The sequence below is a fragment of the Pseudomonas sp. OA65 genome (assembly GCF_017498305.1).
Classification (GTDB): domain Bacteria; phylum Pseudomonadota; class Gammaproteobacteria; order Pseudomonadales; family Pseudomonadaceae; genus Aquipseudomonas; species Aquipseudomonas zanjanensis.
On the sequence record NZ_JAGDEZ010000019.1, the window covers coordinates 96265 to 119159 of the forward strand.

The window sequence follows — 22895 nt, forward strand, 5'->3', positions numbered from 1 at the left end:
CAAACGGAGCGGCTATTTGCGCAGTGGATACGTTCACGATCAGATGCTCCCGTTCTTAATACTTGGGCTTGCCGAAAATACGGCTGATGATGTTCACGACCAACACGATCATCACCAGCACCAGGGAGGCCGCCCATGCGAGCTCAAGCTGGTTGTCGAACGGCATGCCGGAGAAGTTGTAGATCAGTACTGCCAGCGATGCCGTCGGGTTCATGACCTCGAGGCTGCCTTGGTGGTAGATCCAGTAGTTGCTGAACAGCGCGGTAAACAACAACGGCGCTGTCTCGCCCGCGGCACGGGCCACGGCCAGCATGACGCCGGTCAGGATCGCTGGCATGCCGGTGGGCAAGATGATTTTCCAGATGACCTGCGAGCGGGTGCAACCCATGCCGTAGGCGGCATCCTTCATGATCTTGGGCACCATCCGCATCGACTCTTCCGCCGTCAACACGACGATAGGCAGCATCAGTACCGCCAGCGCGACGCCGCCCGCCGGTGCCGAATAAGTACCGGTGGTCATCACCACCAAGGCGTAGGCAAACACCCCGGCCAGGATCGACGGCAGCCCCGTGAGCATCTTGGCCGCAAAGCGCGCGGCATTCGCCAGCTTGCTGTCCGGCCCCAGTTCAGCCAGGAAAATCGCCGCCATGATGCCGACCGGCACCGCGATTGCCGCCGCGATGCCCACCATCACAAACGTACCGGCCAGCGCGTTGCCGAAGCCCCCACCCATCTCGAAACCGGTCGGCGGCAGTTCGGTAAAGACTTCCAGGTTCAGGCGCGCGCCGCCGCGGGTGATCAGCATGTAGAGCACGGAAATCAACGGCACGCTGGCCAGCAGCGCCCCGCTCCAGACCAGTGTGGTCAAGATCAGGCTGCGCAGGGCACGGCCCTCGAACTTGCGCTGCAGGCTGGGCATCGCGCCTGCTGGAGCCGTCAAGTCTGTTGCAGCAGTGAGATCGGTCATCACTTATTACCCCGTTGGGCATACATCATGATCAAGGAGCCGAAGACGTTCACGATCAACGTGATGAACATCAGCACCAGTGCGGCATACATCAGGACTTCAATCTCGTTCGGTCCGGCTTCGGGGAAGTTCAACGCCAGCAAGGCCGCCAAGGTGTTGGCCGGGGCGAACAGCGAAAGGGAAATGTTGTTCGCGTTGCCGACCAGCATGGCCAGTGCCATGGTTTCACCCAGCGCGCGTCCCAGGCCCAGCACCAGGGAGCCAAAGATGCCGGTGGCGGCGGACGGTACCATCACTTTGAGAATCGCTTCCCAGTGGGTGGTCCCCATGCCGTAGGCGGCCTGCTTGGTTTTCATCGGCACGGCCGTGAGCGCATCCTGCGAAACTGCGGCAATGGTCGGCAAAATCATGATGGCAAGCACCAGCGCCGCAGGAAGCAGTCCAGGCCCGCTCAAGGACGTGCCGAAGAACGGTATCCAGCCGAGTTCGCTGTTCAACCAGGTCGTGAGCGGCCGAATGGCCGGGATTACCACATAGATCCCCCACAGGCCGTAGACAACGCTGGGGATGGCCGCGAGTAATTCGACGATGGTGCGAAAAATGGCGGCAAGCTTGGGGGGCAGAAAGTCTTGGGTGAGGAAAATCGCCATGCTGACGCCGAAAAAACCGGCGATCAGCAACGCGATAAAGGCGCTGTAGAGCGTGCCCCAGATAGCCGGCAGGATGCCGTATTTACCCTGGTTAACGTCCCAGACAGTGCCAAGCAGCACATCAAACCCGTGCTTTTCCATGCCGGGAAGTGCCTTGCGTCCCACCTCGAACACGAGAGCGAAGACGAGCGCCAGAATCAGTACCACCCCTATGCGAGCAATCGCACGAAAGGTGCGATCGACCAGGAAGTCCTTCGCGGACGGTGGCTGGCAGGCAGAATCTGGATTAACCGGTACGACAAAAGGAGTGTTCATTGGCTAAGTCCGGAACAGGGGGAAAACTCTCCCGGCATGGCTTGCAGCACACACCGAGAGAGGCCTCAGGTGTTACTGAATGTTGGCGGACGCTTTGCGAACCTGTTCGACGACCGACTGCGGCAACGGGATGTACCCCATCGAGTCGGCAATTTTCTGGCCTTCGGTCAGGCTGTATTCAACCATTTCACGCATGGCCTTGGCCTTGGCCGGGTTGCCGTTGTCCTTGCGGAAGATCATCCAGGTGTAGGACGTGATCGGGTAGGACTTGGCGCCGTCTGGATCAGGCAACCAGGACACCAGGCTTTCCGGCATCTTCACTGCCGCCAGGGCCTCGGCACCACTCTCGGCGTTTGGCACGACGTATTGGCCGGCCTTGTTCTGCAACTGGGCGAAGTCAACCTTGGCGAGCTTGGCGAAGCCGTATTCGATGTAGCCAATCGCGCCCGGGGTCTGGCGCACGGTAGCGGTCACACCATCGTTCTTCGGCGACTTGATGAACTTGTCACTGGCCGGCCAGTTGACGGTGTTGCCCTCCCCCAGCGCCTGTTTGAAGTCTGGGTTGATGGTCGCCAAGTGCTTGGTGAATACCGCGGTGGTACCGCTGGAGTCGGCACGCACGACAACCGTGATCGGCGTATCGGCCAGTTTCAGGTCCGGGTTGGCCGCCACGATTTGCGGATCGTTCCAGCGAGTGATCTTGCCGAGGAAGATGTTGGAGTACACATCCCGTGGCAACTTCAGGCCCTTGGGATTACCCGGCAGGTTGTAGGCCAGCACGATTTCCCCAGCGGTCATCGGCAACAACTGCACGCCTTCGGCCACCTTGGCGATGTCTTCGTCTTTCATTGCCGAGTCGCTGGCGGCGAAATCAACGGTTTTATTCAGGAAGTCCTGTACACCCGCGCCGCTGCCCTTGGATTGGTAGTCCACAGTGACACCTTCGGATTTCTTGCTGAAATCCTTGAACCAGGTCAGGTAGATCGGTGCCGGGAAGCTCGCGCCAGACCCCGTCAGACGGACACTTTCTGCAGCGAAGGTCGCCGAAGTGGCACAAAGAGAAAGCGTAACGGCGAGCGCAGCAGACTTCATCAAACTTTTCATTGAAAGAAATTCCTTGTGATGACGGGCCGGAGAACTCTGCAACAGTTGTGTTACGGTTTTATGAAAAACGAATGGCAAAAGGGAGTAATGCCCCTGTGTGTTGCCGCACCCATGTGAAAAGCCGCGCACACGCATGCCCTCCAGTGTCTCTGGAGTGGCTGGAAAAATTGAAAGGAGAAGGTGTATTGCCAGGCCTGGGTCGGAGGATGTCCGTAGCGTGACCCTTGGAATCGATCACGCTGGCTGCTGCATTTGACGGTTTGCCGCCATGGACGGCTGTGGCCAAGACGCCTTAGTGACGCAACAACCTACGCAACGGCACCCCATCCTTGAGCACAGGGGATTTGATGACGATGTAGCTGAAGTACTTGGAAATGCCGATGTTCTTGTCCAGCAACCCTTCGATCACTTCCTGATAATGCTGGATGCTGCACGTCATGAAGCGCACCAGGTAATCGTAACCGCCGCTGATCAAATGGCACTCCAATACCTCATCGACCAAGCGAATATTGGATTCGAACTTGGCGAAGTCCTCGCGCTTGTGGTCGCTCAGCGTGATTTCAGTGAAGACCGTGACCGAGTCAGTGATCTTGGCCAGGTTGAGATGAGCCCTGTAGCCGGAAATATAACCCGCCGACTCAAGCCGCTTGACTCGCTGCAGGCATGGGCTGGATGACAACCCCACGGCATCGGCGAGACTGACGTTGGTCATTCGACCGTCCTTTTGAAGTTCAACAAGGATACTGATATCAATTCGGTCTAGTTTTATTAAACCTTCCATCGGGTACCCCTCGGTTGTCTTCAGGTTGACAGTGGTTTTAGCAAATTCAACGGCGCAAAGATAGCTGATGCTGAGCGACGAGGTCGGCCATGCTGGTGATGTAGAAATCGGCAGAATATTCTTGATTATCAGGCTCATGGCCACGGCGGATCAGGCACAGGCCCGCCGACTTTGGCGCTTGTGCAGGTGGCCTGGACACTTGCATGATGTTTTCAGACTTGAGCTTGTTCGCCTGCAGCCATGCCTCATCCTCCAATGGATTGCTGGCGCGGGAATGCAGGTCCTCGGGAGGGATTCCCAAACGCTCGCAGAGGGGCTCGCGATCCTCGGCATCGCGGTCGCAGTACACCAGCAACCGATAGAATTTGCGCAGGTACAACATCGCTCCGGGCGCGTCCTCGAACAGCGACCAGTTGCCTGCCGAACGGGCAAAGCTCATGCCCTCCTCCCAACTGACCTTGAGCCCCAGGCGCTCTGCCAGTTGACGATGGGCAAAGCACAACAAACCACTGAAGCCGAGTTCGGAGAAACGCGGATAAAGCCCGCGCACCGCCGCGTCGAATTCCGCCAACACCGCGTCCCTGTCTGGCAGGTCCGGGTGGTTGTCGAGCAAGGGTTGCAGGGCCGCCCAGACACCGGAGTCCCGATCCACCAGGACTTCGTCGCAATCGATCAGCAGCGCACGATAATCAGTCAGGTGCATGTGTGTCGCCTCCCATGATGCATTCATCAATCCATCTGCGCTAAATGCCCTCGGTCGGCACCTCGTTACAGGTGCCGACCGAGACCTGAGATTAATCCAACACGCGCAGCAAAGCTGCTTCAAGAATGGTCAGTGCTTCGTCGATCTGGCTTTCTTCGGTGACCAGGGGCGCCAAGAAGCGCAGGACATTTCGGTACACCCCGCATTTGATCACCAACAACCCGCCTACCCGGGCCTGGTCGATCAGTCGTTGGGTGAGTTCGGCGTCGGGGCTGCGGGCCGCATCGTCCTTGATCAATTCGATGGCGAGCATGAAGCCGGTGCCGCGTACGTCACCGATGCGTGGGTGGCGTGCCTGCAAGCGCAGCAAGCCCTGACGCAGCCGCTCGCCCAATGCCTTGCCGCGCTCGAGCAACTGCTCCTGTTCGTAAGCTTCGATCACCGCCAACGCCGCCGCACACGCCAAGGCGTTACCGCCATAGGTCCCGCCAAGGCCACCGGGCAAGGGCGCGTCCATGATGTGCGCACGCCCCACTACGCCGGAAATGGGCAAACCACCGGCCAGGCTCTTGGCAACGGTGACCAGGTCCGGCTGGATCCCGGCGTGCTGGAAACCGAACCATTTGCCGGTACGGCCGAAACCGGTCTGGATTTCATCGAGAATGAGCACGATGCCGTGTTGCTCGGTCAGGGCCCGCAGCGCCTGGAGAAATTCTGGCGGCGCGGACAGGAAGCCGCCGTCGCCCTGCACCGGCTCGATGATGATCGCCGCGACGCGATCTGGAGCGACTTGGGTCGCCAGCAACTCATTGAGGGCCTGCAACGCCATCTCGCTGCTGAAACCACGGTAGGCATTCGGGTACGGAGTATGGAAGACCTCAGGCGCGAGGGGACCGAAATTCTGCTTGTAGGGCTGGCTCATGCCCGTCAGCGTCGTACCCAGCAAGGTCCGTCCATGGAAACCGCCACGGAAGGAAATGATCGCGGGACGATTGGTGTGGGCGCGGGCGATCTTCACTGCGTTCTCCACCGCCTCCGCGCCGGACGTGAACAACGCCGCCTTATAGGCTTGCTCGCCACCCACCAGTTCGCACAGGCGCTTGACCAGGTCGAGATAGGGTTTGTAGGCCACGACCTGGAAGCAAGCATGGCTGACCTTCTGCAGTTGGGCCTGCACCGCCGCGACCACCTTTGGGTGATTATGGCCGATGTTCAAGACGCCAATGCCGCCGACGAAGTCCAGATAGCGCGCCCCGTCCACGTCCCATACTTCAGCGCCCTGGGCCCGGTCGATGACCAGCGGATGTGCGGTGACCAACCCCCGAGGCACGAATTGATCGCGTTGACGGAGCAAGCTTGGGGTTTCTTCGACTTTGCTGTTCATGGCATCTCCCACAGTGAACCAGACAACCGGGAAACGGTTGCGATGTGCTCCACAGGTTAAGCGTTCGACGCAATGGTCTAAGCCGAACTTGGCCTCTGGGAAATTCGGATCGACTGTTTTCACCCCGGCAAACAGCAGATTCCTTCAGCCGGCTCCAGCCCCATGGAATCTGCCGGCAAACGCCCCATACAACGCAGTGTCGTGGGTTTACACAGGCTCTTTTGATACATCCTGCTTTGCCACTCCGGCATGCTGGAGGCTCCCTATCCAGTACGAGAAGTGACCCATGGCCCTGCTTTATAAAGCCGACCCGGTACGCGGCGAACAATGGAAGCGTCTATTCGCCGAGCACGCGCCGGATATCGAATGGCGTGCCTGGCCGGACATCGGCGATCCGAAGGACATTCGCTACCTCGCCGCGTGGCAGGCGCCGGACGACCTCGAAACGGTGTTGCCGAATCTTGAAGTGCTGTTTGCGTTGTCGGCCGGGGTCGATCAGCTTGACCTTGACCGCCTGCCCATGTCGCTGCCGGTGGTCCGCCTACTCGATCCTGGCATCACCCGGGGCATGTGCGAGTACGCGAGTTTCGCCGTGCTCAGCCTGCACCGGGATATGCTCCGTTATCGCCAGCAACAGCTCGCCCGGTGCTGGCAGGCGCACTTGCTGCAACCGGCGGCCCAGCGTCGGGTCGGTATCATGGGGCTTGGCATGCAGGCCCAGCAGATCCTGGCCACCCTAAAGACCTTCGGTTTCGCCTTATCCGGCTGGGCACGCAGTGAACACACTATTGTTGGCGTGGATTGCTTTGCCGGTGATGAACAACTCCCGGCGTTCCTTGGCCAATGCGACATCGTGATCTGTGTCTTGCCATTGACCGAGCAGACCCAAGGGATTCTCAACCGCCAGTTGTTCGAACACCTGCTCCAGGGCGCGGCCCTGGTCAACATGGGCCGCGGTGGGCACCTGATCGAAGAGGATCTGCTCGAGGCCCTGGCCAGCGGCCAGCTCAGTGCCGCGGTGCTCGACGTCTTGCAACAGGAGCCGGCCGCACCGGATCACCCGTTCTGGCAACATCCGCAGATATTGCTGACGCCGCATATCGCGGCGATGACCCAACCCGAAAGTGCCTTTGGCGTGCTGCTGGAGAATATCCGTCGGCATCAACGCGGCGAATCTATGCTCGGCCAGATTGATCGCCAGCGACGTTATTGACCCGCGCCGCCCCTGCGTCGATGAAAAGCACCGACGAAATATCCACTGATATTTGCTGCTGGGCCGGCTGCCGATTTGAGCAATAACTGCGGCGCCTGAAGCCGCAACTTATGCAATCTACCGAATCCAGGTGTGCCCCTTGTCAGGCCTGGCGGCAGGTGAGATACCAACACTTTCAGCGGAGAAATCCGACCGGTCACGCGCCCTGTCCATGGAGATTTGTCATGTCCAACACGCAACGCCCAGCCTATGCCTATCGCCCCATGACCGCTGCCGATGTGGCGGCGGCCCATGCCTTGTCCGTGCAGTTGAAATGGCCTCACCGTTTGGCAGACTGGGCCATGCTGCAGCGTGTTTCCCAGGGATTTGTCGCAGAGGACGAAGGGCGTCTGATTGGTACGGCATTCAGTTGCCCGCAGGGTGATTATGCCACGATTGGCCTGGTGATCGTCAGCGATGAGTACCAAGGCCAGGGCATCGGGCGCAGATTGATGGAGCTGGCGCTCCAAGCGTGCGGCGCGCAGACCGCCATGCTCAATGCGACGCTGGCCGGCGCGCCCCTTTATGCCAGCCAGGGATTCGTTGACTTTGGGCATATCCAGCAGCATCAGGGCAACGTATTGCCCCCCGTCCCCACGGACCTGCCATCCGGCGAGCGCCTGCGCCGCCTGACCGACGCGGATCGAAACGACGTGATTGCACTCGCCAATGCCGGCAGTGGCCTGGATCGGCATGCCGTGCTCAACGATCTGTTCGACAGTGCTGACGAGGTCATGGGCATCGAGCGCGATGGGCAACTGCGCGGGTTTGCCCTGCTGCGTCCATTCGGTCGTGGTCGTTACATCGGCCCGGTCGTGGCAGAAAATCCGGAGCAGGCCAAGCACTTGATCGCGGTGTTGCTGGCACAAGTGCCGGAGACTTTTGTGCGCATGGATGTACCGTCCGACTGCGGCCTGGGTCCCTGGCTGGAAGCCGCCGGGCTGAAGCAGGTCGACACCGTTGCACAAATGGTTCGCGGGGCCCCGCCCCAAGCCAGCGGCGGCGTACATCAATTCGCGCTGGTAACCCAGGCCATCGGCTGACTCCTCTACACCATCCACTCTCGGAGAAACATCCTCATGCTAGAACCCACTGCCGTGCTGTTGGCCCATGCAAACGGCACTCCTGCGTCAACCGCATTCACCTCCGGCTCATTGGGAGCCAACGATCCTTTTGACCGGCAGATCGCTTATGTCGGGACGGATGACATGGCTGCCGGCATCGTCCAGGCGAGCGGGCAATTCAGCGTCGATGCATACCCCTACAGTGAAACGATCGTGGTTCACGCGGGGCACGTCACCCTGCAGAGCCAGGATCACTCGCTCCAACTCAATCCGGGTGACAGCGCTGTGATTGCCCGCGGTACATCGGTTCGGATCGAGGCGCAACCTGGCTCGCTCTGGGCATTCTGTGCCGATATCCAGCCTGTTGAAGTGGGTAACGTCGGGCTGACCGCTCTCCCCCCGCATACCCTGCTCTCCCCTTCGACGCCTCCGCCTGAGGAGTTTTTGCTGAGCCCGACACCGCAATGTCGCTCGAATAACTTGTTCGTCGAGGATGCGACCAACCTGCGCATCGGCATTTGGGATTCGACACCTTATGTCCGTAAGGCGCGGCCACATACGATGCATGAATTGATGTACCTGGTCGAAGGCAGCATCATTCTCCAAGTCGATGGGACCCAACTGGCGGTCAACACGGGCGATACAGTGTTCGTACCGCGAGGCGCTCCCTGCGCGTGGAAGAGCAGTGTCTATGTGCGCAAGTTCTATGTCTGCAAGTGATCGCCTGGTGTAGCTTTTTTTGGTGTGAATATCCATTAACCACGAGGCGGCCTTAAAGCCGACCTGCCTCTCCCAGTCATACACCCATCAGATCCGTGGGAGCAAAGCTTGCTCGCGATAACGGTGGTTCAGTCGCAATGGATGCTGGGCTGAATGGCCTCATCGCGAGCAAGTTCGGCTCCCACAGAGACCGGTGGCACAACTTTCGGGTACACCACAGCCCCCTTGTGGGAGCGGGCTTGCTCGCGAAGGCGATGGGTCAGTCACATGGATGCTGGGCCTGCTGGCCTATTCGCGGGCAAGCCCGGCTCCCACAGGGACCGGTGGCGTACACAAATTTCGCGTACACCGCAGCCCCCCTGTGGGAGCGAGCCTGCTCGCGATGGCGGTGGTTCAGTCACATGGATGTCGGACTTGCCGGCCTCATCGCGGGCAAGCCAATCAAAGCGCCATCGCCACAGCCTGACCCACCTCCTGAGTAGACCCCTGTCCGCCCAGATCAGGCGTAATCGGCCCCTCGGCAATAACCTGCTCGATAGCCCTGAGAATCCCATCATGAGCCGCACGATAACGCTCATCGCCATTGCCAAGGAAATCCAGCATCAAGGCCCCGGACCAAATCATCGCAATCGGATTCGCGATGTTCCGCCCATAGATATCCGGCGCCGAACCATGAACCGGTTCAAACAGCGAGGGAAAACGTCGCTCCGGGTCGAGATTGGCCGACGGCGCGATGCCGATGGTGCCAGCGCAGGCCGGCCCGAGGTCGGACAGGATGTCACCAAACAGGTTCGACGCCACGACCACATCGAAACGATCAGGCTGAAGCACGAAGCGCGCACACAGAATGTCGATGTGTTGCTTGTCCCAGGTGACGTCCGGGTACTGCTGCGCCATGAGGGCCGTGCGTTCGTCCCAGTACGGCATGCTAATGGAGATGCCATTGGACTTCGTCGCCGCGGTCAGGCGCTTGCGCGGCCGGGTCTGGGCCAGGTCGAAGGCGAACTTGAGAATCCGGTCCACGCCACGGCGGGTGAACACCGACTCCTGCAGCACGAACTCATGCTCGGTGCCTTCGAACATCTTGCCGCCGATCGAGGAGTATTCGCCCTCGGTGTTCTCGCGGATCACCACGAAGTCGATGTCCCCGGCTTCGCGCCCGGCCAACGGGCACGGCACACCGGGAAACAGTCGCACCGGGCGAATGTTCACGTACTGGTCGAAGTCCCGACGAAACTTCAACAGCGAACCCCACAGGGAAATATGATCGGGCACCTTGTCCGGCCAGCCCACGGCGCCAAAATAAATCGCGTCGAAGCCCTTGAGCTGCTCGAACCAGTCGTCGGGCATCATCTGCCCATGCTCCAGGTAATAATCGCAGTTGGCCCAGTCGAGCACTTCAATGCTCAAATCCAATTGCCATTTCTTTGCGGCCTGCTCCAATACCCGCAACCCTTGCGGCAAGACTTCCTTGCCAATGCCGTCGCCGGCAATCGCGGCAATTCTGAATGGTTTGCTCATCAACCGTGCCTCCTCTCTTCAAACGCTGACCGGATCACAACCCACCCATGTGGAAGGCTTTGACTTCAAGGAATTCGTCCAGGCCGTACTTGCTGCCTTCACGCCCCAGGCCCGATTGCTTGATCCCGCCAAAGGGCGCGACGTCCATGGAAATGAGCCCGGTATTGAGACCGATCATGCCAAACTCCAACGCCTCGCCGAACCGCCATGAGCGGCGCAGGTCCTGGGTGAAGAAATACGCGGCCAAGCCATAAGGCGTTGCGTTGGCCGAGGCCAGCGCCTCTTCTTCAGTGCCAAAGCGCATCAGCGGCGCCACCGGGCCGAAGGTTTCTTCGTTGGCCAGCAGCATCCCGGCGTGGGTTTCGCCGAGTACGGTCGGCTGGACGAACTGGCTGTCGCCCTGGGGAATCTCACCACAGAGTAGACGCGCGCCCTGGCTCAACGCCTCGTCAATGTGTCGAGCGACCTTGCTGACCGCCGCCGCATTGATCAGCGGGCCTATGTTCACGCCATCCTTCAGGCCATCGCCGACCTTGAGCTTGCCCACCTCCTCCACCAGGCGCTGGGCGAAGCGCTCGTAGATCCCGTCCTGCACCAGAATCCGGTTGGCGCAGACGCAGGTCTGCCCGGCGTTGCGGAATTTGCTGAGCATAATGCCGGCCACCGCCTGTTCCAGGTCGGCGTCGTCGAACACGATGAACGGCGCGTTACCCCCCAGCTCCAGGCTCAAGCGCTTGATGTGCTCCGAACTCTGGCGCATCAGCAGCCGACCGACCGCAGTGGATCCGGTAAAGGAAAGCTTGCGCACCGTTGGGTTGCCGGTCAGCTCTTCACCAATGCCGACAGGCATGCCAGTGACGACGTTGAACACCCCGGCCGGAATGCCGACCCGCTCGGCCAGCACCGCCAGGGCCAAGGCCGACAGCGGGGTCAGGTCCGACGGCTTGACCACGATCGTGCAGCCGGCGGCCAGGGCCGGCGCGCACTTGCGGGTGATCATCGCGTTGGGGAAGTTCCACGGGGTGATCGCGGCGCAAACGCCGACCGGTTGCTTGAGGGTCAGCAAGCGGCGGTCTCCGCTGGGGGCCTGGATGGTTTCGCCATAGACCCGTCGGGCTTCCTCGGCAAACCATTTGACGAAGCTGGCGCCGTAGCGAATCTCGCCCTGGGCCTCCGCCAGCGGCTTGCCCTGTTCGCAGGTCAGGATCAACGCCAGGTCGTCGAGGTTGTCGATCATGGCCTGATACCAACGATCCAGCAGCGCCGCCCGTTCTGCTGCCGGACGTGCACGCCAGGCCGGCCAGGCACGGTCGGCGGCTTCGACGGCGCGCCGGGTTTCGCTGCCTTGTATTGCCGGTACCCGGGCGAGCACTTCGCCGGTGGCCGGGTTGATGACGTCCAGGGTCGCGGCGCTGTCGGCACCGACCCACTGACCGTCGATGTAAGCGAGTTCTACCAGCAGGCTGGGGTCTTTCAGGCGATTCTTGAGCATGGCGTGGAGTCCTGTTCTGAGACAGTCTCCAGTCTATTGAGTCGCCATGGATGAGGATGCTGAAAACGCCGGTCCTACAGCCGTCGAATGCTGAAAATCAGTCTTCGACGGCAGGCTTTACCGTGACGCGATCAAACGCGCATTGAGCCCAACAGCCCCTGCAGAAAACGCTCGCCAGCGACGAGCTGGCTGATCTCGATGAACTCGTCAGGCTTGTGCGCCTGTTCTATCGAGCCTGGACCGCAGACCACCACCGGCACGTCCAAACGTTGCTTGAACAACCCGCCCTCGGTGCCGAACGAGACTTTGGCGGTGCCGGTGTCCGGGGCGGCAAAGTCTTTCAGGAAACGCACCGCTTCGATGCTCGGATGGGTATCGAGGCCCGGGTAGACATTCAAGGTCTCGATTTCGATGGCGGCCACGCTGGAAAGCTTCTTGGCTTCGCTCACGATCAATTCGGCTCGCTCGCGCATCTGTTCGAGGAACCCGTCCAGGTCGTCCGCCGGCAGGTTACGCACCTCGAAATCCAGGGTGCACAGGTTGGGCACGATGTTCAGCGCCTTGCCGCCGACAATCTGGCCAACATGCACCGTGCTGTAGGGCACGTCGTAATCGGTATCCCGTGCCCCCTGTTCTTGCAACTGCTGCTGGCTCTGGCGCAGCGCGGCGATGAAATCGCAGGCCACGTGAATCGCATTGACCGAACGCGGTGCGAGTGAGGAATGCGCTTCCAGGCCGCGACAGTAGGTGCGGTAGGAACCCTTGCCCTTGTGCCCGAGCACGAACTGCATGTTGGTCGGCTCGCCGATGACGCACAGGAACGGCCGAACCGGTGCCAGGTGCAGCACATCGAGCAAACGACGCACCCCTACGCACCCGATCTCTTCGTCATGGGACAGCGCCAGTTGCAATGGCCGGCTCAATGGCTGCTCGCTGGCATCGAGCATGGCGTCGATGGCCAGTGCGATAAACCCCTTCATGTCGCAACTGCCCCGGCCATAGATCCGCCCGTCCCGCACCGTCGCCTCAAACGCCGGGACGGTCCAGGCCTGCCCCGCCGCCGGCACCACGTCGGTATGACCGGACAGGAGGATCCCCGGCACGTCCCGGGGGCCGGTACTGGCAAACAGATTGGCTTTGTGGCCGCTTTCATCCTGGACGATCAGCGACTCGATGCCCTTGGTCAGCAGCAGATCGCGCACGTACTCGATCAAGGCCATGTTTGATTCCGACGAGACGGTATCGAAGGCCATCAGCCGTTTGAGAATTTCCAATACACGGGGTTTCATGCGTACGCCGCCACGGTCAGATTGTTCGATTGCTGGGTTTTCATCAGTTCGGCGCTGTCGTGATGGCAGAGGATTTCGCTGCCGCCGACAATCATCCGCCGCTGCGGCGCGACGCAATTGCACAGCCCGTCTACCCGCACCGGGCAGCGACTGAGGAAGGTACACAGCCCGGGCACGTTGGCTTTCGGGCCAACGGGCGGCAGCGTCTGGCAGGTCGTTGCCCCGCAGGTTTCCAGCCAGCCCTGGCGCAGCTCCGGTACGGAATGGATCAACAGGTCGGTATACGGATGGAACGGCGCCTCGGCATAGGATTGGCGGCTACCGGCCTGGACCTTGTGCCCGCTGTACATCACCACGATGTCGTCGCACAAGGCGCGCACGGTGGAGATGTCGTGGCTGATGAACAGATAAGACACTCCCAATTGCTGGCGCAGATCGCGCAGCAGTTCGAGAATCGCCGCGCCGACCACGGTGTCCAGCGCCGACGTCACCTCGTCGCAGAGGATCAGGTCCGGCTTGGCCGCCAAGGCCCGGGCCAGGTTGACCCGTTGCTTCTGGCCGCCGGACAGTTCGTTCGGGCGTCGGTCCGCCATCGTGCGCGGCAAACGCACCAGGTCCAGCAATTCGCCGATACGTTCGCGCAACGCCGCGCCCTTGAGGCCGAAATACATCTTCAGCGGACGGCTCAGGATCGTGCTGACGCTGTGCATCGGGTTGAGGGCGGTATCGGCATTCTGGAAGACCATTTGAATGCGTCGGAACTGTTCATGGGTGCGCGACGACAGGCTGCCCCCCAGGGGCTGGCCATCGAAGGTCAGCCCGCCAAGGGCCGGCACCAGCAATCCGGCCACGACCCGTGCCAGGGTCGATTTGCCAGAACCCGACTCGCCAATGACGCCAATGGCCTGGCCTCGGCGAACCGTCAGGTCGATGTCTTCCAATACGCGAATGGCTGGCATGCCCTGGGCATTCTTGTTGCCATAGCCGGCGGTCAGCCCCTGGATGGTCAGCAGTGGCGTGTCCTGGGCGACGTCGCTCGGCGGACGGATCGTCGTGTCCGGCCGCGCCGCTGCCAACAAGCTGCGGGTGTATTCGTGGGCCGGGGCCTTGAGCAAAGGCGCCGTGGCGCTGTGTTCGAAGATTTCGCCGCCATTGAGCACGACGATTTGGTCAGCCATCTGCGCCACCACCGCGAGGTCGTGGGACACATAGACCGCCGTGGCCCCCCGTTCACGCACCACTCGCTTGAAGGCCCGCAGTACATCGATCTGGGTCGTCACGTCCAGGGCCGTGGTCGGCTCGTCGAGCACCACCAGCAACGGATCGCTGATCAGCGCCATGGCCGCCATCACCCGTTGCAGTTGCCCGCCGGACACTTGGTGGGGATAGCGCTGGCCGATGCGTTCAGGATCTGGCAAGGCCAGGTCGCGGAACAATTCGATGGCCTTGGCCTCAAGCTCCGCGCTACTACCCAGGCCATGAATCAGGGCGCCTTCCACCACTTGGTCGATGAGTTTTTTCGCCGGGTTGAACGCTGCTGCAGCGCTCTGGGCGATATAGGAGACCCGATTGCCGCGCAACTTCTGCAACTGGCCTTCGCCCAACGCCAGCATGTCATGCTCGCCGATTTGCACGACGCCGCCCGCCAGCCGACACCCGCGCCGGGCATAACCGAGCAGCGCCAGGGCGATGGTGGTCTTGCCGGAACCGGACTCGCCGATCAACGCCAACACTTCACCCTTTTGCAGGGAGAAGCTGACGCCCTTGACGATGTCCACCTCACCGCGCTCGCCACAGGCGACCACGCGCAGGTCCTGTACTCGAATCAACTCGCTCATTTCAATGACCTCCCGAACGTCGGCTACGTCGCGACGACAACCGGTCGATGAACAGATTCACGCCGATGGTCAGGGTGCCGATGGCCAGTGCTGGAATCACGATGGCCGGCGCACCTTGATTGAGCCCACCGATGTTCTCGCGCACCAGCGAGCCCAGGTCGGCATCCGGCGGTTGCACGCCCAGCCCGAGGAAACTCATGCCACTGAGCAGCAGCACGATGAAACCGAAGCGCAGGCCCAGGTCCGCCAGCACCGGGTTGAGGATGTTCGGCAGGATTTCCACGCAAGCGATGTACAGTCGGCGCTCGCCCCGGGTACGGGCCACTTGCACGTATTCCAGGGCCTCGATATTCACCGCCATGCTGCGGGCGATGCGGAACGCGCCGGGGGTGTAGCTCAACACCGCCGTGCAGATCAGCAAGGTGACCGAGGAGCCGAAGGCCGAGACCATGATCAGCGCGAGCATCTTGCTGGGGATCGAAATGAACGCGTCCATCAGGCGACTGATCAACTCATCCAGCCACTTGGGCGACACCACCGACAACAGTGCCAGACTGGTTCCCAGGGTGCTGGACAACACCGCGGCCACCAACGCCAGGCCGACGGTGAAGCGCGCGCCGACGAGGATCCGGCTGAGCATGTCGCGGCCCAGGTAATCGGTGCCTAACGGGTACGTGGCGCTGAGGCTGTCGAACACGTTGTCGGAGACCACCTCCCCCACCGGATGTGGCGCCAGCCACGGGCCGAAGATGGCCACCAGCAACCAGATCACACACATCGCAGCACCGACCAGGCCCAGCCAGGACTTGGCGTGGGCGTCTTTGCCCAACCCCAGCGCAACGGCCGCCGTCGGGGACTTCACAATGAGGTTGTTCATTGGTTTCTCAGCCTCGGATTGGACAGTATCGCGCACAGGTCGGCAATCAAGACCAACGCCAGGTACGCCGTACAAAACAACATGGTGCAGGCCTGGACCAGGGCCATGTCGCGGTTGGTCACGGCATCGACCATCAGGCTGGCGATGCCGGGATAGTTGAAGATCGTTTCGACGATCACCACCCCGCCCAACAAGTAGGACAGGCTCAGGGCGATGGCATTGGCGATGGGGCCGATGGCATTGGGCAAGGCATGCCGAAGTACGATGCGGATATTGCTCACGCCTTTGAGCCGGGCCATTTCCACGTAAGGGCTGTCGAGCTGATCGATCACCGCCGCCCGGGTCATGCGCGACATTTGCGCGACAATCACGCAGCACAGCGTCATGACCGGCAATGCGTAGGTGCGCATGAATTGCCAGGGTGAGGTGATGTCACTGGCGTAGGACAGCGCCGACAACCAGCCCAGGTTCACCGCGAAGATCAGCACCGCCAAGGTGGCGACCAGGAATTCCGGCACCGCCACCATGGTCAAGGTGAAAAAACTCAGGAAGCTGTCGATGCGCCCGCCCCGGCCCATGGCCGAACCGATGCCCAGGGCCAAGGCCACAGGCACCGACACCAACGCGGTGGCAGCCGCCAGCATCAGGGTGTTGGGGACCCGGCCGGCCATCAGATCGATGACCGGCATGGCGTTGGACATCGACATGCCCAGGTCACCGCTGAGCAGGCTCGTCAGCCAGTGCAGGTATCGCAACACACCGGGCTGGTCCAAACCCATTTTCGTCCGCAGGGCCGCCACTTGTTCTGGCGTAGCGAACTGCCCCAGCGCCTGTTGCGCCGCGTCTCCCGGCAGTACCGCCGTGATGGCGAATACCACCATGGAGACAATCAACAAGGTCACGGCCGCCGCCCCCAGGCGGCGGCCAATCAACCAGAGTGTGTTGCTGTTCATCATCCGACCCTCATGCAATATGGCCCAAACCCGACGTTCATCAGGCGTCCAGCCAGACTTGCTCGGCAAACATGTAGCCCATGAAACCGCCCAGGGGGTTGGCGCCGTAGCCCTTGACGCGCTGATCGGCACCGTCGATGTTGCTGATGAACACCGGGACGCCAATACCACAGTGCTCATGCACCAGCACTTGCATGTCGCCGTACATCTTGCCGCGCTTGGCTTCGTCGGTTTCACCGCGGGCCTGGATCAACAGCTGGTCGAACTGTTCGTTTTTCCAGCCGGATTCATTCCACGGCGCACTCGACTGGAAGAACTGCGAGAACAGCATGTCGGCATTCGGCCGTGGGTTGATGTTGCCAAAGCTCAGCGGGTGCTTGGCCCAGTGGTTGGACCAATAGCCATCGCTCGGCAGGCGGTTGACGTTGAGCTTGAGCCCGGCCTCCTTGGCGGACTGCTGCAGCAACACCGCGACGTCCACCGAGCCGGTCGCCGCCGGCGAGCACATCAGCGGCATGCTGATGTCTGCCATGCCGGCCTTCTTGAGCAGGAACTTGGCCTGTTCCGGATCGTAGGCCCGTTGTGGCAACTCGGCGTTGTAGAAGCGTGCACCAGGCGCGATCGGATGGTCGTTGCCGACCCTGGCGTAGCCCCGGAAGATCGCCGACTTGATCTGTTCCCGATCCAGCAGCAGCTTCATGGCCTGGGTGAATTCCGGGCTTTGGCCAGGCATCTGGTCCTGACGAATGATCAAGTCAGTGTAGTTGCCCGACGGTGAGTCAATGACCTGGTGCTTGGCGCTGGCCTTGATGCGAGTGGTCGAGCGCGGGTTGACCTCGTTGACGATGTGCACGTCCCCCGACAACAGGGCGTTGATCCGCGAGGATTCGTCGGCGATGCCGATGAATTCGATTTCGTCCAGGTACGGCAAGCCGGGTTTCCAGTAATTGGTATTGCGCACGCCAATGGAGCGCACACCGGGTTTGAACTCCTTGACCTTGAACGGACCGGTCCCGATGCCCTGGCTGAAATCGCTGGTGCCTTCGGGAACGATCAGCATGTGAGAAACGGCAAGCACCGACGGCAATTCAGCGTTGGGGCCGGTCAACTGTATCTGCACTTCATGGGGGCCGACGGCTTTGACGTCAGCGAACTGCGACGCCAGCGGCAAGACCTTGGAGCCGGTGATCGGGTCCTTGTGCCGCAACAACGAAAACACCACGTCGGCAGCGGTCAGTGCCTTGCCATTGTGGAAGGTCACTTCCTTGCGCAGGCTGATCACCCAGAGCGTGGCGTCGGTGGTTTCGATACGCTCGGCCAGTTCCAGTTGCGGCACCATGTGGCTGTCGAAACGCGTCAGCCCGTTATAGAACATGTAGTGGCGCACATAGTCGGTAGACGATGAACCTTTGGCCGGGTCCAGGGTGTCGGCGGTGGAGCTGGTCGAGCCTGCGACACGGATGCGACCGCCAGGCTTGCCTTTGCCAGGGGTTGCGGCCTGCTCATCGGCGAACAACTTGCCGGCGGCGCCGAACAGGCTACCCGCGCCCGCCACCGTCACGCCGGCCAAGCCGAGCATTTGCAAAGCATTGCGGCGCGACATGCCGCGGTTGAGCCCTTCGAAGATGCGCAGACTTTCCGTACCTGTTATCAGCTGGGTATCGATACTGTTTTTTTTGTCAGTCATGTCAGTTCTACCTTTCGGAAGTGATAAGGCTCGATGGCTCGCGATTAACGCAATGTGTTGAAACGTGAAGCGTCCCCCGCCACTCAGTGCAAATAGTCTTGAAGGCGGTAATACGCACCGACCAGGGGCAGGAACCAGGGCTTGCCAAAATGTCCGGGGATGGCTGGCCAATCGAGCTCGCGCCAAGGGTTGGCCTCGACCTTGCCGGCCATGACGTCGGCCATGACCTGGCCCATGTGCACCGACATCTGCACGCCATGGCCGCTGTAGCCCATGGAGTGATAGATGCCACCGTGCTGGCCGGCCCGGGGCAGTCGGTCGGACGTCATGTCCACCAGTCCCCCCCAGCAATAATCGACCTTCACGTGAGCCAACTGCGGGAACATCTGCACCATCGCCGCATGCAGGACTTTGCCGCTCTTGGCATCCGACACGCTGTCAGACATGGCGAACCGCGCACGCCCACCAAACAGCAGGCGGTTGTCCGGCGTCAGGCGAAAGTAGTTGCCGATCATGCGGCTGGTGACATAGGAGCGATGGGCCGGCAGCAAGTTGTCGATCAGCGCCTGGGGCAACACCTCGGTGGCGATCACGAAACTGCCCACGGGCACGATCCGCCGCCGATACCAGCCCAACCCACCCTGCTGGGAGGTGCCAGTGGCCAGCAGCACCTGCGTGGCGTGGAGCGAACCCTTGGTGGTATTGACCCGATAGCCACCGGCGCTGGCTTTCCAGTCCGTGACGGACACGCCCTGGAAGATCAACGCGCCGTGACGGGCTGCGGCTTCGGCCAACCCGACCCCGAAGCGCCCGACATGCATCTGCACGCCGTTGCGTTGCAGCAAGCCGCCATGGAACTGGGCCGAATTGACTTCAGCGCGGGTCTCCTGGGCAGACAGCAACTCGACCTCGGCATCGACCTCCCGCCGGATCAATTCGCAGGTGCGCGCCAAGCCTTCGTAATGCAGCGGCTTGGCCGCCAGCTTGAGCTTGCCATTGCGCTTGAGGTCGCAGGCAATCTGCTCCTGCTCCACCAGCGAGACAACGCTTTGCACGGCGCTTTCATAGGCCTGGTAATAGGCGCGTGCTTTATCGGCGCCGAGACTGGCGCTCAGTGCCGCGTAGTCCTGGGCAACGCCGGTATTGCATTGGCCGCCATTGCGCCCCGAGGCTTCGCCAATGACCCGCCCGCCTTCCAGCACCGCCACATTGGCGCCCTTCAAGGCCAGGGCCCGGGCCGCGGCCAGGCCAGTGAAACCACCCCCGACGATGGCCACGTCGACCTGCCCGGGCAACGCCCCGAGCTGGGCACCGGTGAATGCCGGTGCGGTATCGAGCCAGTAAGACTCACTGCCCATGTCTAACCCCTTATGCCTTGAAGAGTGCCCAGAGACTCAGAGCCCGACCAGACCGGCCAATCCGCCGATGTCCGGGATCTGGTGGTAGCTGTAGCCAACGTTCCCAGGCAGCTCATGACCACGAGCCACGAACGCTTTGTTTTTGATCTTCATGTCGTCGGCCGACATCAGGTCATAACGGAAGCTCGATGAGACGTGCAGGACATCCTCCGGCCCGCAGCCGAGGTTATCGAGCATGAACTCGAAGGCGGCCAGGCGCGGCTTGTAGGCCTGGGCTTGTTGAGCCGTGAACACTTTATGGAAAGGCGCGCCGAGCTTGTCGACGTTGGACATGATCTGCTCGTCCATCGCGTTGGAGAAAATCACCAGGGGGATCTTGTCGGCGATTTTCGACAGGCCTGCCGGTACATCCGCATGGGGGCCCCAGGTCGGTACGGCGTCGTAATAGAGCTGGCCTTCGCCTTTGTACTCGACGCCCCAACGCTTGCAGACCCGGGCCAAGGCAGTCTTGAGGATTTCATCATATGGCCGCCAGTCACCCATCACCTGGTCCAGGCGATAGGCCGAGAAATCCTTGACGAACTGGTCCATCTGCTCGGCAGGGACCCGATCGGCGAACAGCTCGCGCGTCATGGTGCCCATCTGAAAGTTGGTCAACGTGCCGTAGCAGTCAAAGGTAATGAACTTGGGGCGAAGGAAGCTCATGAGTGCAGTCCTGAGTGATGGTTGAGGTCATGAGGGGCAAGCAGTTGCGCCGTTCTGGAGGCCTGGGTGCAACGCTGCATCACGAATTTATTACAGCATCATGAGACCGTGCATAAACGGTTAAAAGTATAGGTCGCTTGGCACAAACCACCGTTTTTCGGGGCCTGCTCAGCAGACTGTGCGGGATGCGCCAAGCGCGGGCATTTGCGCCGTTTTCAAGGGAATTACGGGCGCAAATGGTGCGCAAAGAACCACGTGAACCGCTGCATGCGGCAGAATCTACGCCCGCGCTACCCCTGCAAAAACGAGAACGGGCGCATCCCTTTGAGGAGGCGCCCGTTCATGGTGTCGTGGCTTGGAGATCCTTTGTCCTCAGAACTCCGCGACCTTGCCCCAGGCCGAAGATTGGAAACGGTCCGGGTGATAAGGCCGCGGGTCGACCAGTGGGGTCATGTCACAGATAATGTCGGCGATCAAGTGGCCCGCCCCCGGGCCGATACCGAAGCCATGACCACTGAACCCCGCCGCCAGCACCAGGCCAGGGAGGCTGGCCATCTCGCCGATGCCGGGGACGCCATCCGGCGTGCTGTCCACATAGCCTGCCCAGGCTGCGGTGACCGACGACGCCTTCAGCGCCGGGATCAGGTCTACCGCGCGCTTGTAAGTCAACTCAACCGTCGAGGCGTCTGCTTTCGGATCCAGTATTCGCATGCGCTCCATCGGCGTTGGCTGGTCCAACCGCCAGCGACCCAAGCCTTCGTGTCCCGACTGGAAACCCTCCAGGCCACCGGGAGCCAGCTTGCGCCACCTGCGCTGGAACATTGGCAGGAACTGCGGGGCGAAACGCAGCAATTGCAAAGTCGGATCCACGCGCCCTCTGCCACTGATGGCCAACGTCATCCCCCCATCGGCGCGACGGGTCATGGAGATTTCATCCGTATGGAGCGCATCCGGTATTTCCTTGGCGCCCTTGGACACCGACAGGATCGTTTGACGAATGGACGCCTGGGGAAAGCGAATGCCGTATTGACGGCAGAAAGAGGATGCCCAGGCACCACCGGCGAGCACCGCGAGCTGGGTGCGAATGGTGCCCTTCTCGGTGACGACTGCGGATAACCGCCCGCCTTCAGTCTCGAGGCCACGGGCGGCGCAGCCCTGGTGCACGGTGCCGCCCAGCTTGATGATGGCCCGCGCCACCGCCGGCGCGGCACGGGATGGGTCTGCTGTACCGTCGGTTGGTGAAAAGACCCCGCCTTTCCATGGCTTGCCGGTCACCCGACCCTGTTCGGCGGCCTGCTCCGCCGTCAGCATGTGGGTTTGCACATTGACGGTACGGGCGAATTCCCCCCATTTTGCCCAACCGGCCAGCTCTTTTTCGTTGTTGCTCAGATAGAGCAGGCCACATCTCCTGAATCCGGTGTCTTCCCCGGTCTCCGCGGCGAATTGCTCCCACAGATCCAGGCTTTTGGTCGACAGCGGCAGCTCGCGTGCGTCTCGATTCTGCTGGCGGCACCAGCCCCAGTTTCGACTCGACTGCTCTGCCCCCACGCGACCTTTTTCCACCAGCGCGACCTTCATGCCGCGCTTGGCCAGGTAATAGGCCGTGAAGGTCCCGATAATACCGCCGCCTATCACGACAACGTCAGCATGTGTCGGAAGTTCAGAATGCGTCTCTACGGAGATTAACGGTGCTGGCATTTTGGGGATGTCCATTGAGGGCCGGGGGCGTTTAAAAAAGCATCTTCTTCAGCCGGTCGGGTGCATCGGGCTTGCACTGAGGATGTATGACCAGGGCAAGCCGCTACTCCGTTCTGGAAGCATCAGTGCCATGCTGAATCTGGTGTTTATTACAACACCAAGAAACCGTGCATAAACGGTTAAAAGTATAGGTCGGCTGGTACAAAGCACCGTTTTGCGGGATGTGTTCAGCAGACTTTGCGGGGGCTTTGGTATTTGTTCCTGGCGGCGTGGTTTTGTGTGTATATCCGTTGCTGCGGTAACGGCTACTTAGGGTTCCGCCCTTACGGCGGCTCACTTTTTTTCAAACACCAAAAAAAGTAAGCAAAAAAGGCTTGCCCCACCACTCGGTGCCTCGCTTAGGCTCGGCATGCCCTCACTCCGGCATTGCTCCGTGGGCCGCCGCGAAGGGCCATCCATGGCCCAGCGCGGCTAACCCGGCATCCATGCCGGGTTGCCCACTGCGCAATGCCTGCGTTCGGCCAGCGTGGTTAACGG

The 22895-nt window shown here is 61.2% G+C and carries 19 protein-coding genes; 3 read left to right on the forward strand and 16 right to left on the reverse strand.

Features of this window, described 5'->3' with window-relative positions; translation table 11 throughout:
* Positions 1–55 precede the first annotated feature (55 nt).
* The 6 genes from pstA to gabT all read right to left on the reverse strand — a co-directional run bounded on the left by pstA (position 56) and on the right by gabT (position 5904).
* Positions 56–967, reverse strand: a complete 912-nt coding sequence (gene pstA / locus J3361_RS17575) for a phosphate ABC transporter permease PstA (RefSeq protein ID WP_186705613.1) — start codon at positions 965–967, stop codon at positions 56–58.
* Positions 967–1932, reverse strand: a complete 966-nt coding sequence (gene pstC / locus J3361_RS17580) for a phosphate ABC transporter permease subunit PstC (RefSeq protein WP_207965642.1) — start codon at positions 1930–1932, stop codon at positions 967–969. Before pstC ends, pstA begins: the two co-directional genes overlap by 1 nt.
* Positions 1933–2004: 72 nt before the next feature.
* On the reverse strand, positions 2005–3036 hold the full coding sequence (gene pstS / locus J3361_RS17585; RefSeq protein ID WP_207965643.1) for a phosphate ABC transporter substrate-binding protein PstS: 1032 nt from the start codon (positions 3034–3036) through the stop codon (positions 2005–2007).
* A gap of 292 nt (positions 3037–3328) precedes the next feature.
* Positions 3329–3817, reverse strand: coding sequence for a winged helix-turn-helix transcriptional regulator (locus J3361_RS17590; RefSeq protein ID WP_008146530.1), 489 nt, complete (start codon positions 3815–3817; stop codon positions 3329–3331).
* 46 nt (positions 3818–3863) lie between these two features.
* Entirely contained in the window at positions 3864–4520 is a 657-nt protein-coding gene (locus tag J3361_RS17595) for an HAD family hydrolase (RefSeq protein ID WP_207965644.1), read from the reverse strand.
* A gap of 91 nt (positions 4521–4611) precedes the next feature.
* Positions 4612–5904, reverse strand: a complete 1293-nt coding sequence (gene gabT, locus J3361_RS17600) for a 4-aminobutyrate--2-oxoglutarate transaminase (protein WP_207965645.1) — start codon at positions 5902–5904, stop codon at positions 4612–4614.
* Between the two features lie 286 nt (positions 5905–6190).
* On the opposite strand from gabT, the gene J3361_RS17605 reads away from it, so the two are divergent.
* The 3 genes from J3361_RS17605 to J3361_RS17615 all read left to right on the forward strand — a co-directional run bounded on the left by J3361_RS17605 (position 6191) and on the right by J3361_RS17615 (position 8940).
* Complete coding sequence (locus J3361_RS17605; protein WP_207965646.1) at positions 6191–7117, forward strand: glyoxylate/hydroxypyruvate reductase A; 927 nt, start codon at positions 6191–6193, stop codon at positions 7115–7117.
* Between the two features lie 224 nt (positions 7118–7341).
* Complete coding sequence (locus J3361_RS17610; RefSeq protein ID WP_207965647.1) at positions 7342–8199, forward strand: GNAT family N-acetyltransferase; 858 nt, start codon at positions 7342–7344, stop codon at positions 8197–8199.
* A 36-nt stretch (positions 8200–8235) separates the two neighbouring features.
* On the forward strand, positions 8236–8940 hold the full coding sequence (locus tag J3361_RS17615) for a cupin domain-containing protein (protein WP_207965648.1): 705 nt from the start codon (positions 8236–8238) through the stop codon (positions 8938–8940).
* Between the two features lie 441 nt (positions 8941–9381).
* Here J3361_RS17615 and J3361_RS17620 read toward each other — a convergent pair whose 3' ends face one another.
* From J3361_RS17620 to J3361_RS17665, 10 genes are all read right to left on the reverse strand, one after another.
* Positions 9382–10461, reverse strand: a complete 1080-nt coding sequence (locus J3361_RS17620; RefSeq protein ID WP_207965649.1) for a tartrate dehydrogenase — start codon at positions 10459–10461, stop codon at positions 9382–9384.
* Between the two features lie 34 nt (positions 10462–10495).
* Entirely contained in the window at positions 10496–11953 is a 1458-nt protein-coding gene (locus J3361_RS17625) for an NAD-dependent succinate-semialdehyde dehydrogenase (RefSeq protein ID WP_207965650.1), read from the reverse strand.
* A 131-nt stretch (positions 11954–12084) separates the two neighbouring features.
* Entirely contained in the window at positions 12085–13242 is a 1158-nt protein-coding gene (argE, locus tag J3361_RS17630) for an acetylornithine deacetylase (RefSeq protein ID WP_207965651.1), read from the reverse strand.
* Positions 13239–15080 carry an ABC transporter ATP-binding protein gene (locus J3361_RS17635; RefSeq protein WP_207965652.1) on the reverse strand — a complete coding sequence of 614 codons (1842 nt, stop codon included), beginning with the start codon at positions 15078–15080 and terminating at the stop codon, positions 13239–13241. Before J3361_RS17635 ends, argE begins: the two co-directional genes overlap by 4 nt.
* A gap of 1 nt (position 15081) precedes the next feature.
* Positions 15082–15957: an ABC transporter permease gene (locus J3361_RS17640; RefSeq protein WP_207965653.1), complete on the reverse strand. Its 876-nt coding sequence runs from the start codon at positions 15955–15957 to the stop codon at positions 15082–15084.
* The gene (locus tag J3361_RS17645) at positions 15954–16910 is read right to left on the reverse strand and encodes an ABC transporter permease (RefSeq protein WP_186705759.1); all 957 of its coding nucleotides are present in this window, start codon (positions 16908–16910) and stop codon (positions 15954–15956) included. The genes J3361_RS17640 and J3361_RS17645 overlap by 4 nt, the downstream gene beginning before the upstream one ends.
* Positions 16911–16950: 40 nt before the next feature.
* The gene (locus J3361_RS17650) at positions 16951–18597 is read right to left on the reverse strand and encodes an ABC transporter substrate-binding protein (protein WP_207965654.1); all 1647 of its coding nucleotides are present in this window, start codon (positions 18595–18597) and stop codon (positions 16951–16953) included.
* Positions 18598–18680: 83 nt separating this feature from the next.
* On the reverse strand, positions 18681–19955 hold the full coding sequence (locus tag J3361_RS17655; RefSeq protein WP_207965655.1) for an FAD-binding oxidoreductase: 1275 nt from the start codon (positions 19953–19955) through the stop codon (positions 18681–18683).
* A gap of 36 nt (positions 19956–19991) precedes the next feature.
* Positions 19992–20660, reverse strand: a complete 669-nt coding sequence (locus J3361_RS17660) for a haloacid dehalogenase type II (RefSeq protein WP_186705641.1) — start codon at positions 20658–20660, stop codon at positions 19992–19994.
* Between the two features lie 372 nt (positions 20661–21032).
* Positions 21033–22358, reverse strand: a complete 1326-nt coding sequence (locus J3361_RS17665; protein WP_186728307.1) for an FAD-binding oxidoreductase — start codon at positions 22356–22358, stop codon at positions 21033–21035.
* Positions 22359–22895: the final 537 nt, after the last annotated feature.